The sequence below is a fragment of the Pseudomonas sp. P5_A2_2 genome, from assembly GCF_054177685.1.
In genome coordinates this window covers 1-13,925 of sequence record NZ_JBGCUL010000005.1, presented here as the reverse complement: position 1 = coordinate 13,925, position 13,925 = coordinate 1, and the positions used below count along the sequence as shown (strand labels likewise).

The 13,925-nt window shown below is 62.2% G+C and carries 9 protein-coding genes and 1 pseudogene; 4 read left to right on the top strand and 6 right to left on the bottom strand.

The window, feature by feature from the left end:
- Positions 1-627: 627 nt before the first annotated feature.
- Genes ACXRVY_RS01540 through ACXRVY_RS01525 form a run of 4 tightly spaced genes read left to right on the top strand, consistent with a single transcriptional unit; the run spans position 628 to position 5,760 of the window.
- Positions 628-1,104, top strand: a complete 477-nt coding sequence (locus tag ACXRVY_RS01540) for a formate dehydrogenase subunit gamma (RefSeq protein WP_458236974.1) — start codon at positions 628-630, stop codon at positions 1,102-1,104.
- Complete coding sequence (locus ACXRVY_RS01535; RefSeq protein ID WP_223460186.1) at positions 1,101-2,663, top strand: formate dehydrogenase beta subunit; 1,563 nt, start codon at positions 1,101-1,103, stop codon at positions 2,661-2,663. Before ACXRVY_RS01540 ends, ACXRVY_RS01535 begins: the two co-directional genes overlap by 4 nt.
- Positions 2,660-5,542, top strand: coding sequence for a formate dehydrogenase subunit alpha (gene fdhF / locus ACXRVY_RS01530; RefSeq protein WP_223460184.1), 2,883 nt, complete (start codon positions 2,660-2,662; stop codon positions 5,540-5,542). Before ACXRVY_RS01535 ends, fdhF begins: the two co-directional genes overlap by 4 nt.
- Positions 5,539-5,760 carry a formate dehydrogenase subunit delta gene (locus tag ACXRVY_RS01525; RefSeq protein WP_046040259.1) on the top strand — a complete coding sequence of 74 codons (222 nt, stop codon included), beginning with the start codon at positions 5,539-5,541 and terminating at the stop codon, positions 5,758-5,760. Before fdhF ends, ACXRVY_RS01525 begins: the two co-directional genes overlap by 4 nt.
- A 153-nt stretch (positions 5,761-5,913) precedes the next feature.
- Here the strand turns inward: ACXRVY_RS01525 and ACXRVY_RS01520 are convergent, their stop codons facing one another.
- From ACXRVY_RS01520 to ACXRVY_RS01495, 6 genes and pseudogenes are all read right to left on the bottom strand, one after another.
- Positions 5,914-6,258, bottom strand: coding sequence for a potassium channel family protein (locus ACXRVY_RS01520; RefSeq protein ID WP_223460182.1), 345 nt, complete (start codon positions 6,256-6,258; stop codon positions 5,914-5,916).
- Between the two features lie 306 nt (positions 6,259-6,564).
- Positions 6,565-8,208: a fatty acid--CoA ligase gene (locus ACXRVY_RS01515; RefSeq protein WP_223460180.1), complete on the bottom strand. Its 1,644-nt coding sequence runs from the start codon at positions 8,206-8,208 to the stop codon at positions 6,565-6,567.
- 24 nt (positions 8,209-8,232) lie between these two features.
- Positions 8,233-10,011: an acyl-CoA dehydrogenase C-terminal domain-containing protein gene (locus ACXRVY_RS01510; RefSeq protein WP_458236973.1), complete on the bottom strand. Its 1,779-nt coding sequence runs from the start codon at positions 10,009-10,011 to the stop codon at positions 8,233-8,235.
- 6 nt (positions 10,012-10,017) lie between these two features.
- The gene (locus tag ACXRVY_RS01505; protein WP_458236972.1) at positions 10,018-12,537 is read right to left on the bottom strand and encodes an efflux RND transporter permease subunit; all 2,520 of its coding nucleotides are present in this window, start codon (positions 12,535-12,537) and stop codon (positions 10,018-10,020) included.
- Between the two features lie 16 nt (positions 12,538-12,553).
- On the bottom strand, positions 12,554-13,645 hold the full coding sequence (locus tag ACXRVY_RS01500; protein WP_223460174.1) for a WD40/YVTN/BNR-like repeat-containing protein: 1,092 nt from the start codon (positions 13,643-13,645) through the stop codon (positions 12,554-12,556).
- A gap of 75 nt (positions 13,646-13,720) precedes the next feature.
- Positions 13,721-13,925 (bottom strand): annotated as a pseudogene (locus ACXRVY_RS01495) (DUF1329 domain-containing protein); the annotation flags it as partial.

Here is a 13,925-nt window from a genome sequence, read left to right as displayed (position 1 = left end):
AATTACGAAACAACGTGAAATATTTTTCTAAACCGCTCCATCTGCTTGTCTGCTCCCGGTGCTACATCCTTATGTAATTTTGTATTAGTGGGTTCCTGTCTTCAGTGCTAAAGGCGACACCCTTAAATTCGAACTTGATATGGACAGTTGAAAATCAACCAGGTTTTTCGCAGCATGCTGGAACGGCTGCGTCATCATTTGCGTCCATCGCGAGCACGCTCGCTCCTACAGCGTTTTCAGCAGTTCTGAGCCTTGGTTTGCCCTAGGATCTGATGCTTTTTTTGTCATGTAATGCTTGCTATACATCAGCCATCGACAAGCCCTTCGGGCATTAGGCCAGTGTGTGAACGCCCCTTGCAGCGCTCATCTAGACTTAATGATAGTCGTAGACAGAACCGAACACGTCGCTCTGGTGCAGCCGAATCAAGGGCCGCGTGGCAATCTGGCTTTTATGCCCCTTTAGAGGTGCGGCGAAGACCGTGCCGGGCACAACAAGATGCCCGCTCAGGGTGCCCTGGCCGACGGTTTGTAGATGCCACGATACCGTGACGTGGTGTAAATGCCGCAGCCGACACTTTCGGACAACCGACAACCACCTGGTTTGTCCGTGACTGTGAGGATTGCTGAATGCCTGATGAGATGTTGCACCTGCCTGTGGTCAACAGTCTGCTGGAGCGCCACAAGGGCTCTGCGGGTGCGCTGTTGCCCATTCTTCATGATATTCAGGAGAGCATCGGTTACATCCCCGATGTCGCCGTCCCCGAGATTGCCCATGCCCTCAACCTGAGTCAGGCCGAGGTTCGCGGGGTGATCAGTTTTTACCATGACTTCCGTACCGCACCGCCCGCGCGGCATATCCTGCGGTTGTRCCGGGCCGAGTCCTGCCAGAGCCGCGGTGCCGAGCAGTTGGCCGCGCAGTTGCGCGAGCGCCTGCAACTGGACGATCACGGCAGCAGCGCCGATGGCAGCATCAGTTTGCGTCCGGTGTATTGCCTTGGTGCTTGTGCCTGTTCGCCCGCTCTGGAGCTGGATGGCCGGGTGCATGCGCGGCTCAGTGCCGAGCGGCTGGATGCCCTGCTCGACGCTTGCCGGGAGGACGCATGATGCCGACGCTCTATCTGCCTTGTGATTCTCTTGCCTGTGCCGTGGGTGCCGATGAGGTCGCTGTGGCCCTGATCACTCAGGCCCGGGAACGCAATCTGCCGCTGGAGCTGCAGCGCACCAGTTCGCGCGGTCTGTATTGGCTGGAACCGCTGCTGGAAGTGGACAGCCCGCAAGGTCGTATCGGCTTCGGTCCGCTGACGGCGGCCGATGTGCCGTCGGTGCTTGATGCGCTGCAAGGCGAGCCATCCACGCATCCGCTGGCCTTGGGCCTGGTGGAAGAATTGTCTTATCTGAAGTCTCAACAACGCCTGTTGTTCGCCCGCGCCGGCATTACCCAGCCGCTGTCGCTGGAGGATTACCGGGCCCACGGCGGTTTCGAGGGTTTGACCCAGGCCATCGCCATTGGCGGCGAGCAGACCGCGACGGCAGTGTTCGATTCCGGCCTGCGTGGCCGTGGCGGCGCAGCCTTCCCCGCCGGGATTAAATGGCGCACGGTGCGTGGCACTCAGGCTGCGCAGAAGTACATTGTGTGCAACGCCGACGAAGGCGACTCCGGTACCTTTGCCGACCGCATGTTGATGGAAGGCGACCCCTTCCTGCTGATCGAAGGCATGGCGATTGCCGGCATTACCGTCGGCGCCACCTACGGCTACATCTATGTGCGCTCGGAATATCCGGATGCCGTGGCCACGCTGCGTGCAGCGTTGAACATCGCCCGAGATGCCGGTTACCTGGGCGCCGATGTCGGCGGCAGCGGCCAGGCCTTCGACATGGAAGTGCGCGTCGGTGCCGGTGCCTACATCTGCGGTGAAGAAACCGCGCTGCTGGACTCCCTCGAAGGCAAGCGCGGGATCGTTCGCGCCAAGCCACCGATTCCGGCGTTGCAGGGGTTGTTCGGCCTGCCGACGCTGGTGCACAACGTGCTGACCTTGGCCTCGGTGCCGCTGATTCTGGCCAAGGGTGCGCAGTTTTATCGCGATTACGGCATGGGTCGCTCGCTGGGCACCATGCCCTTCCAGTTGGCGGGCAATGTGCGTCGCGGCGGTCTGGTGGAACGGGCCTTTGGCCTGACCTTGCGGGAGCTGGTGGAAGACTACGGCGGCGGGACCGCCAGTGGCCGGCCGTTGAAGGCGGCACAGGTGGGTGGCCCGCTCGGCGCCTGGGTGCCACCTTCGCAATTCGACACGCCGCTGGATTACGAAGCCTTTATGGCCATCGGCGCGATGCTCGGTCACGGTGGTGTAGTGGTGGCTGACGACACACTGGACATGGCCCGCATGGCACGCTTCGCCATGCAGTTCTGCGCCGAGGAATCCTGTGGCAAATGCACGCCTTGTCGTATCGGTTCGACCCGTGGCGTCGAGGTGATCGACCGCCTGCTGGCCGCGCCAGACCAAAACAGTCGTGATGAGCAGGTGATCATCCTCAAGGACCTGTGCGACACCCTGCAATACGGTTCGCTGTGCGCGTTGGGCGGCATGACGTCTTATCCCGTGGCCAGCGCCCTCAAGCACTTCCCCGCTGACTTCGGTCTGCAAGCCTCGGAGGCCGAGCAATGATCACTCTCTTCGACCCGAAAACCGATATCGACCTCGGTACGCCGGCCCGCGACAGTCAGGTACAAGTCACCCTGAACATCGACGGCCGCAGCATCAGCGTGCCCGAAGGCACCTCGGTGATGCACGCCGCCGCGTTGCTGGGCACCACCATTCCCAAACTCTGTGCCACCGACAGCCTGGAACCTTTTGGCTCCTGCCGCATGTGCCTGGTGGAGATCGACGGCATGCGCGGTTATCCGGCGTCCTGCACCACGCCGGTCAGCGAAGGCATGAGCGTGCACACCCAGACGCCCAAGCTCGCGACCCTGCGCCGCAACGTCATGGAGTTGTACATCTCCGATCACCCGCTGGACTGCCTGACCTGCTCGGCCAACGGCAACTGCGAGCTGCAAACCGTCGCCGGCCAGGTTGGCCTGCGGGAAGTGCGTTATGGCTATGAAGGCGAGAACCATCTGGAGGACGTGAAAGACACCTCCAACCCCTATTTCGACTACGACCCGAGCAAGTGCATCGTCTGCAACCGCTGCGTGCGCGCCTGCGAAGAAACCCAGGGCACCTTTGCCCTGACCATTACCGGACGCGGTTTCGAATCCCGCGTGGCCGCTGCCGGTGGCGAGAATTTCCTCGACTCGGAATGCGTGTCCTGCGGCGCCTGTGTGCAAGCCTGCCCCACCGCGACCCTGATGGAAAAAAGCGTGGTCGAACTGGGCCAGCCCGAACGCAGCGTGATCACCACCTGTGCCTATTGCGGCGTGGGCTGCTCGTTCCGTGCCGAGATGAAAGGCGACCAACTGGTGCGCATGGTTCCCGACAAGAACGGCCAGGCCAACCACGGCCACTCCTGCGTCAAGGGGCGCTTCGCCTGGGGCTACGCCACCCACCCGGATCGCATCACCAAGCCGATGATCCGCAAGCACATCAGCGACCCTTGGCAGGAAGTCAGCTGGGATGAAGCAGTGACCTACGCCGCCAGTGAATTCCGCCGCTTGCAGCAAAAATATGGCCGCGACTCCATTGGCGGCATCACCTCCAGCCGCTGCACCAACGAAGAAACCTACCTGGTGCAAAAACTGGTGCGCGCCGCCTTCGGCAACAACAACGTCGACACCTGCGCGCGGGTCTGCCACTCGCCGACCGGTTATGGCCTGAAGCAAACGTTGGGCGAGTCCGCCGGCACCCAGAGTTTCGACTCGGTGATGCAGGCCGACGTGATCCTGGTGATGGGCGCCAACCCCAGCGACGCCCACCCGGTGTTCGCCTCCCAGCTCAAACGCCGCCTGCGTGAAGGCGCGCGGCTGATCGTCATCGACCCTCGACGCATTGATCTGGTGGATACGGTGCATGCCCGCGCCGAGTATCACCTGGCCCTGCGCCCCGGCACCAACGTCGCCATGCTCAACGCCTTGGCTCATGTGATTGTCACTGAAGGACTGCTCAACCAGGCCTTTATCGACGCCCGTTGCGAGGGTAGCGATTTCGCGATCTGGAGTGAGTTTGTCAGCCGTGCGGAAAACTCGCCGGAAGCCCTTGGCCCTGTCTGCGGTGTAGCCGCTGCCGACATCCGTGCCGCTGCGCGCCTGTATGCCACCGGTGGCAATGCGGCGATCTACTATGGCCTGGGTGTCACCGAGCACAGCCAGGGCAGTACTTCGGTGATGGGCATCGCCAACCTGGCCATGGCCACCGGCAACATCGGCCGCGAAGGCGTGGGCGTGAACCCGCTGCGTGGACAGAACAACGTCCAGGGCTCCTGCGACATGGGCTCCTTCCCCCATGAGCTGCCCGGCTACCGGCACGTCTCCAACGAGGTGGTACGAGCGCAGTTCGAACAGGCCTGGAACGTCACCCTGCAACCCGACCCGGGCCTGCGTATCCCCAACATGTTCGAGGCAGCCTTGGGTGGCAGCTTCAAGGGCCTGTATTGCCAGGGCGAAGACATCGCCCAGAGCGACCCCAATACCCAGCACGTCACCGCGGCTCTGTCGGCCATGGAATGCATAGTGGTGCAGGACATTTTCCTCAACGAAACCGCCAAGTTCGCCCACGTGTTCCTGCCGGGCTGCTCGTTCCTGGAAAAAGACGGCACCTTCACCAACGCCGAGCGACGCATCTCCCGGGTGCGCAAGGTCATGGACCCCCTGGGCGGCAAGGCCGACTGGGAAGGCACGGTGGCCCTGGCCAATGCCTTGGGCTACCCGATGAATTACCAGCATCCATCGCAAATCATGGATGAAATCGCCAGCCTGACGCCGACCTTCACCAACGTCAGCTACGCCGAACTTGAGCGCCATGGCAGCCTGCAATGGCCGTGCAACGCCGAGGCACCAGACGGCACGCCGACCATGCACATCGAAGAATTCGTGCGTGGCAAGGGGCGCTTCATGCTCACCGGCTACGTGCCCACCGAGGAAAAGGTCAACAGTCGCTATCCGCTGCTGCTGACCACCGGGCGCATCCTCAGCCAGTACAACGTCGGCGCCCAGACCCGGCGTACCGACAACGTCGCCTGGCATGACGAAGACCGCCTGGAAATCCACCCGAGCGACGCCGAGAGCCGTGGCATCAACGAAGGTGACTGGGTCGGCATCGGCAGCCGCGCCGGGCAGACCGTGCTGCGTGCGCGGATTACCGAACGGGTCGCCCCGGGCGTGGTGTACACCACCTTCCACTTCCCGGAGTCGGGCGCCAACGTCATCACCACCGACAACTCCGACTGGGCCACCAACTGTCCGGAGTACAAGGTCACCGCCGTGGAGGTCAGCCGCGTGTACCACCCTTCGGAGTGGCAGAAGCGCTTCCAGGAATTCAGCGACGAACAACAGCGCCTGCTTGATGCTCGTCGCCAGGAACGCGGGACCAAAGCCGAGGTGCGCCGATGAGTACGGACAACCTGATCAAGATGGCCAACCAGATTGCCCAGTACTTTGCCAGCCAGCCGGACCAGCAACAGGCGGTGCTCAGCGTGCGCAATCATATGCAGATGTACTGGGCGCCCAGCATGCGCAAGGAATTGCTGGCCTGGCAGACGGAGCATCAAGGGGCGGATTTGCACCCGCTGGTGCAGGCGGCGGTGACTGGGGCGGGTTGGGAGGCTTAGTCTTGGACGATCCCGACCGAACAGCTAAACAACTGTAGGAGCGAGCCTGCTCGCGATAGCGGTGTATCAGCCAGCACAAATGCTGAATGTTACGCAGCCATCGCGAGCAGGCTCGCTCCTACAGGGGGATTTGTGTTGTGGTTGGGATTTGCCCTACTCATCCCCCTTCCGCGCCGCCGTCACGGTCACTTCAATCGCCCGCACACTGATCGCCGCGAACGTCGCGGTCATCAGTACGCCGTTGAAACCCAGCAACACTGCCAGCACTCGCGAGACGCCCAATTTGGGCACCAGTTCTCCATAGCCGATGGTCAGGCCCGTCACGAAGGCGAAGTAGACACCGTCATCCGGGCTCCATCCTTCCAGTTGGGCGATGATGAGGCCGAACGCAATGATCACTATCAGCAGTATCGAGAAGATCGGCCACACCACTTTGAAATAGAACCAGACGGCTTTGTAGAACTCGTGGCGGACGTTTGATGCACGGGTGAAGTTCATGTCGTGGGCTTCCTGGGATTTGACTGACCGGCAATTGAATACGCGGCGGTTCAATACCCCGTTCAGCTTGGCACAAGCGCTGAAAACCGCGACCGACGGGGCGTTATCTTTGGCGAGGACTATGACAAAGATGACGCCCCGCAAACTATCCAGAAACCGCCTGGTGACGGTGGATTCTTGTAGGAACGAGCCTGCTCGCGATGGTCGTTAACGATTACGCGTGTTTACTGGTTAAACGCGGCGCTCTCCAGTCCATCGCGAGCAGGCTCGCTCCTACAACAACAGCAGCAGCGGCAGGTTTATCCCTCAGTTCGCTTCAGTTTCCCGGATCAGCTTCTTGTTGATCTTGCCGACGCTGGTCTTGGGGATTTCGGTCACGAACTTGAACTGCTTGGGGATCGCCCATTTGTTGATGCGCCCGCCGTCAACGAAAGCTTGCAAATGCACCTCCAGAATCTTGCGGTCGAGGTAATGCCCCGGTTCGCAGACGACCATGGCCATCGGGCGTTCACCCCATTGTTCGTCGGCAATGCCCACCACGGCGACGGACATCACGCCCGGGTGTTCGCTGATCAGGCTTTCCAGTTCAAGAGAGCTGATCCACTCGCCGCCGGTCTTGATCACGTCCTTGATGCGGTCCTTGATTTCCACGCCGCCCAGCTTGTCGATCGAGGCCATGTCTCCGGTGTGCAACCAGCCGTTGTGCCACAGCTCCGCACCTTTGTCCGGGGCTTTCAGGTAGCCCTGGGTCAGCCACGGCGCGCGCACCACGATCTCGCCCAGGGACTCGCCGTCATGGGCCACGTCATTGCCGTCGGCGTCGATGATCTTCAGGTCGACCATCGGCACCGGCGTGCCGGTCTTGATGCGGATCGGCAGTTGCGCTTCGGCGGACAGTTGCAGGTCTTCATCACGCAGGTACGTCAGGCACAGCAACGGACAGGTCTCGGACATGCCGTAGCCGGCGTGTACCACCATGCCTTTGGCATTGGCTTCGCTGGCCACGCCCAGGGTCAGCGCGCTGCCACCCAGGAGCATTTTCCAGCCGTCGAAACGGGTCGCCTTGCCTTCCTCGCAATTGAGGATCATCTGCAAAATGGTCGGCACGCAGTGGGAGAACGTCACCTTCTCTTCGCGGTACAACCTGACCAGGCTGTTGGGTTCGTAGCGGCCGGGGTAGACCTGCTTGATACCCATCAGGGTCGCGACATACGGCACGCCCCACGCATGCACGTGGAACATCGGCGTGATCGGCATGTACACGTCATCGGAACGCAGCAGCGGCTGGCCCTGATAGGCGCCCAGGGTGCCGACGGCATTCAGGGTGTGCAGGACCAGTTGGCGGTGCGTGAAGTACACGCCTTTCGGGTCACCGGTGGTGCCGGTGGTGTAGAACAGCGTGGCGACCGAGTTCTCGTCGAAATCTGGGAAGTCGTACTGGTCCGGGGCCAGGGACAGCAGGTGTTCGTATTCGCCCAGCACCGGCAGCGAGGTCGTGGTCGCTTCATCGTCGGTGAGTTGCAGGTAGCCTTTTACGGTTTCCAGCCGTCCGTGGATCTGCTCGACCAGGGGCAGGAAATCATCATGCACCAGCACCAGGTCATCCTCGGCGTGGTTCATGGTGAACAGCACCTGCTCCGGCGACAGGCGAATGTTCACCGTGTGCAGCACCGCGCCGATCATCGGCACGGCGAAGAAGCACTCCAGGTAACGGTGGCTGTCCCAGTCGAGCAGCGCCACAGTGTCACCGGCCTTGACCCCGGCCGCCGTCAGCGCATTGGCCAGGCGGCGAATACGCTTGTTGAGGGTCTGGTAGCTGTAACGCAGCTTGTCGGCGTAGACGATTTCCCGACCCGGCTGGTAGCGCACGCCGGACAGCAGCATTTGCTTGATCAGCAAGGGATAGGCATAAGCGCCGTCGGCGGGCGGGATTATTTTTGTCGCCATCATGATTAAGGTTCCTTGTCCTTTCGATCAGAACTGATCGGCTTGCAGCTCGTAAAGGCAGTCGCTGCCGGCCTTGGCCGATGCGCTCAACGAGTGGATACGCGGCAGTAACCGGGCGAAATAGAAACGCGCGGTGGCCAGTTTGCTGATGTAGAAATCGTCCTCGGCATCGCCGCTCATGACGACCTTGGCCATGCGTGCCCACATGTAGGCGTACGCGGTGTAGCCGAACACGTGCAGGTACTCGACCGAGGCCGCGCCGATTTCGTTCGGGTTGTTTTGTGCCCGGTCGAGCAGCCACGCGGTCAGCTCGTCGAGGGTGTCGACGGCGGCGTTCAACGGCTGGGTGAACTCGCCGAGATCAGCGCCAGCGCTGGCGGTGAATTCGCGGATTTCCGAAGCGAACAAGCGGTACAGCGCCCCGCCGCTACCAACGATCTTGCGCCCGGCCAGGTCCAGGGACTGGATGCCGTTAGTGCCTTCGTAGATCTGGGTGATGCGCACGTCACGCACCAGTTGCTCCTGGCCCCATTCGCGGATGTAGCCGTGGCCACCGAATACCATCTGACCGTGCAAAGTGGTTTCCAGGCCCATATCGGTTAGGAAGGCCTTGGCCACCGGGGTCAGCAGCGATACCAGATCCTGCGCGCGTTGGCGTGTCGGTGCGTCTTCGCTGTACTTGGCGATGTCCAGTTGCAGGGCCACGTAGCTGGAGAACGCACGGCCGCCTTCGTTCAAGGCTTTCATGGTCAACAGCATGCGGCGCACGTCCGGGTGGACGATGATCGGGTCGGCCGMTTTGTCCTTGTGCTGCGCGCCGGTCGGTGCGCGGCTTTGCAGGCGGTCACGGGCGTATGCGACGGCGTTCTGGTACGAACGCTCACCCTGCGCCAGGCCCTGGATGCCCACGCCCAGACGCTCGTAGTTCATCATGGTGAACATGGCCGCCAGGCCCTTGTTTGGCGCGTCGACGATCCAGCCGGTGGCGCCGTCGAAGTTCATCACGCAGGTGGCGGAGGCCTTGATGCCCATCTTGTGTTCGATGGAACCGCAGGACAGCGCGTTGTTTTCACCCAGCGAACCGTCGGCGTTGACCAGCACTTTCGGTACCAGGAACAGCGAGATGCCTTTCGGCCCGGCCGGTGCATCGGGCAGGCGAGCCAGCACCAGATGGATGATGTTTTCGGTCAGGTCGTGCTCGCCGCCGGTGATGAAGATCTTGCTACCACTGACCTTGTAGCTGCCATCGGCCTGGGGTTCGGCCTTGGTGCGGATCAGGCCCAGGTCGGTACCGGAATGGGCTTCGGTCAGGCACATCGAACCGGTCCAGGTGCCGGCGTACATGTTCGGCAAGTAAGCCGCTTTCAGTTCTTCGCTGGCGTGGGCCTTGATCGACAGGCAGGCGCCGGCGGTCAGCATCGGGTACAGGCCGAACGACAGACTGGCCGAGTTGACCATCTCTTCGACCTGCGCCGAAATCGCCTTGGGCATGCCCATGCCGCCGTACTGCGGATCACCGCCGACACCCACCCAACCGCCTTCGGCGAAGGCTTGATAGGCCTGGGCAAAACCGTCCGGGGCGGTGACCGCGCCGTCGTTCCAGGTGCAGCCCTGTTCGTCGCTGGCGCGGTTCAGTGGCGCGATCACTTCGCCGCTGATCTTGCCGGCCTCTTCGAGGATGGCGGCGGCGGTTTCCTCATCGATCACCTCGGCCAGGCCGGGCAATTGTGCCCAGAGCCGGGACACCTGGAAAACCTCGTTGAGTACGAAGCGCATGTCGCGCAGGGGAGCTTTGTAATCAGACATCTTGGCTTACTCGGAAGTGGTCACGGCATGGGGCATGCCGGGACGTTCAGTGGATTCAGCGTTTTCGGTTACCGCGACAGAACCGGGCTGAGGGGCCCGTTCGCGCAGCAGGAACCAGGACAGGGCCGGAATCAGGATCAGCGCGCCGAGCATGTTCCACAGGAACATGAAGGTCAGCAGGATGCCCATGTCGGCCTGGAACTTGATCGGCGACCACACCCAGCACACCACGCCGGCGGCAAGGGTGATGCCCACCAGCCCGACCACTCTGCCTGTGAACGACACGGCATTGCGGTAAGCCTGGGACAACGGCAAGCCCTGGCGCTGGAAGTGCAACTGCACGCTGAGCAGGTACAAGGCGTAGTCGACGCCGATGCCCACGCCGAGGGCGATCACCGRCAGGGTCGCGACTTTCACGCCGATGCCCATGGCCACCATCAAGGCTTCGCAGAGGATCGAGGTCAGCACCAGCGGCAACAGCGCCACCAGCGTGGCGCGCCAGCTGCGGAAGGTGATCAGGCAGAACAGCGTCACCGCCGCATACACGTACAGCAGCATGGTGCGATTGGCTTCGCGCACCACGATGTTGGTCGCGGCTTCAATACCGGCAGTACCGGCGGCGAGCAGGAACTGGCGATCCGCGGTGCTGTTTTCCTTGGCGAACTTGTCGGCAATCGCCACCACCGCGTCCAGGGTTTCGGCCTTGTGATCCTTGAGGAAGGTGATCACCGGCATCAGCGAACAATCGGTGTTGAACAGCTCCGGCGAGTTGACCGAGGCCTGTTGCGCGGCGTAGTTGAGCACGTCCTGGTTGCGCTGGATGCTGTTGAGCTTAGGGTTGCCTTCATAAGTGCCGGCGGTGATCTGACGTACCGCGTTGACCAAGGACGCAGTCGCCTGCACACCCGGATACTGTTGCAGCTCCCAGGCCAGGCGGTCGGCGAGGACCAGGGTCTGGTAGTTCAGGCAGCCTTCCGGCGCGGTCTTGATCATCACCGCGAACAGGTCGCTGGACAGCGCGTAATGCTGGGTGATGTAGGCGTTGTCGCGGTTGTAGCGCGAGTCGGCGCGCAACTCCGGCGCCCCGCTGTCGAGGTCGCCGATCTTCAGGTTCAGGCTGACCACATAGCCGCCAATGCCCATCAAGATGGCGACCAGCACGGCACCGGTGGCCCACTTGGCGGTGGTGAAGCGATCGAGCGCGTCCCACAGTCTGCCGAAGCCTTTGTGCGTCTCTGCGCGGTTGTCGATTTTCAGCGCACGCTCGGCGGCCTTGGCGCCGACTCCGACGTAGGACAGCGCCACCGGCATCAGCAACAGCGAGGTGAAGATCAGTACAGCGACACCGATGCTGGCGGTGATTGCCAGGTCCTGGATCACCGGAATGTCGATCAACATCAACACGGCGAAGCCCACGGCATCGGCCAGCAGTGCGGTGACACCGGCGATGAACAGACGGCGGAAGGTGTAGCGCGCGGCGATCAGTTTGTGGGTGCCACGGGCGATGTCCTGCATGATGCCGTTCATCTTCTGCGCCGCGTGGGACACACCGATGGCGAAGATCAGGAACGGCACCAGCACCGAGTACGGGTCGATGGCGTAGCCGAGCCAGGCGACGATGCCCAGTTGCCAGACCACCGCGATCAGCGAGCAGCCGACCACCAGCAGGGTGCTGCGCACGCATCGGGTGTAGGCGTAGATGATGATCAGCGAAGTGACCACGGCCAGGCCGAAGAACATCATCACCTGGATCAGGCCGTCGATCAGGTCGCCCATGAGCTTGGCGAAGCCGATTACCCGGACCTTGTAATGGCCGGTGCCTTCGACCCCGGATTTACGCGCAGCGCTGTCACCGACGTATTCGATCTTGTCGCGCAACTGCTCTTCGAGCATCTGCGAGAAGGCGTGGTAGTTGATGCGTTGGCCACCGGCCGCGGCTTTGTCCATCAGCGGCACGATCAGCATGGTCGACTTGAAGTCGCTGGCCACCAGACTGCCAACGATGCCGGCGCGGGAAATGTTCTGACGCAGCTGTTCAATGTCGGTGGGCGAGCCCTGATAACTGTCGGGCATCACCGGGCCACCCTGGAAACCGTCCTCGGTGACTTCGGTCCAGCGCACGGCCGGGCTCCACAGCGACTTCATCCAGGCGCGGTCGACGCCTTCGGTGAGGAACAGCTGGTCGTTGACCTGCTTGAGCACGTCGAGGTATTGCGGATCGAAAATATCGCCCTGGGTGTTCTCGACCACCACCCGCACCGAGTTGCCCAGACCGCGCAGCGACTGGCGGTTTTCCAGGAAGTTCTGGATGTAGGGCTGGCTCTGCGGAATCATTTTTTCGAAGCTGGGGCGCAACTCCAGGCGAGTCACGGCCATGAAGCCCAGCACCACGGTGGCGAGCGCCATCAGCAGCATGAACAGCGGCCGGTAGTTGAACACCAGCCGTTCGAGGAGGTTGCCGGAGCGCTGGTCGAAATCCCGCAGTTCGCGGATCACCGGCATGGCGTCTTGTTTGATATTGCCCATGTCTGGGTTCTCGCTCTTAGGGTTCGAGGGCTGGGTCGGCGGACAGCGTCCGGGCACCACGGCTGCCGGCCAGCACCAAGGCGCCAGCGGCGGACTGGGCGGCACCGGCGACCGGGGTCGGTGCCGGTTGCCGCACCAGATGCAACTGCGCACCCGTCCCCTGGCTGACCAGCATCTGCCCGCCCTGGGTGAACAAGCGATAGTTGCCACGGGCATCGATCAGGCCCGCGGTGATGCTGACGTGCAGGCCGCTGTCCAGCGCAGTCCAGCTCTGGCCGCCGTCGGTGCTGCGCAGCACGTTGCCGCGCAGGCCGTAGATCAGCACTTCGCCAGGCTTGCCGAGCACGCCGAAGAAGCTGCCTTGATAAGGCGTCGGCATGGCATTGAAGCGTTGGGCGCTGTCGTCCCACTTGAGCAACAGGCCTTGCTCGCCAGCGATGTACACACTGTCACCGGTGGAGGCGATGGCGTTGAGGTGGAAACCTTGCGGGTTGTCAGTGCGGTCCTGGAATGGCGTCCAGGTCAGGCCACCATCGTCGGTGCGCAGGATCAGGTTGAATACGCCGACCACATAGCCGGTTTTGTCGTTGGCGAACCAGACGTCGAGCAGCGGTTTGTCCGCGCCCTGATCGGCTAGTCGTTGGCCTTCCATAGCCAACTGGGGCCATTGCTCATTGCCCGGTTCGGCGCTGGCCAGCGCCGTGTAATGCTTGACCAGCAAGGCGCCGATCTGGCGACCGTCGAGTTGCTTGTGCCAGGTCGCACCAGCGTCAATGCTGTGCAGCACTACGCCGTCATTACCCACCGCCCAGCCCTGGGTGGTGGTCGGAAAATTCACCGCAGTGAGATCGGCACTGACCGGCACGGCGGCCTGCTGCCAATGCTTGCCGGCATCATCGGAAAACAGAATATGGCCACGCTGGCCGACGGCGATCACGCGCCCGCCGGCGCGGGCCATGCCGGACAAAGGGCTGTTGATCGCCAAGGCGCTGACCCTGGCGGGCAGGTCCAGCACATCGACGTAATTGGCCGCCTGGGCGATGCCGTGCGACAGGCCGAGCACGACACCAAACGCCAGCCGCAAAATATTATTTTTATACGAACACATACTGCGTCCTCATCGGAAAACCGCGCCACACCTCGCGCCGTGCAGCTCATGTGGGAGCGTTTGCTTGCGGTTGGCTTAGCGAATGCCGGCGCCGGCCAGGGATTCCGAAGACCACTGCGCCTTGGAGAGCGGCTCGATGTACTTAATGCCGCCGTAAGGGCCGACTACACCGTTGATGTTGTACGAACCACCGACCAGGTCGTAGATCATGAAGGGCGTCGAATCCGGAACCTGCTTGTCGTAGCTCTGGCTCAGGAAGGCAAACGAACCACGATAGAGC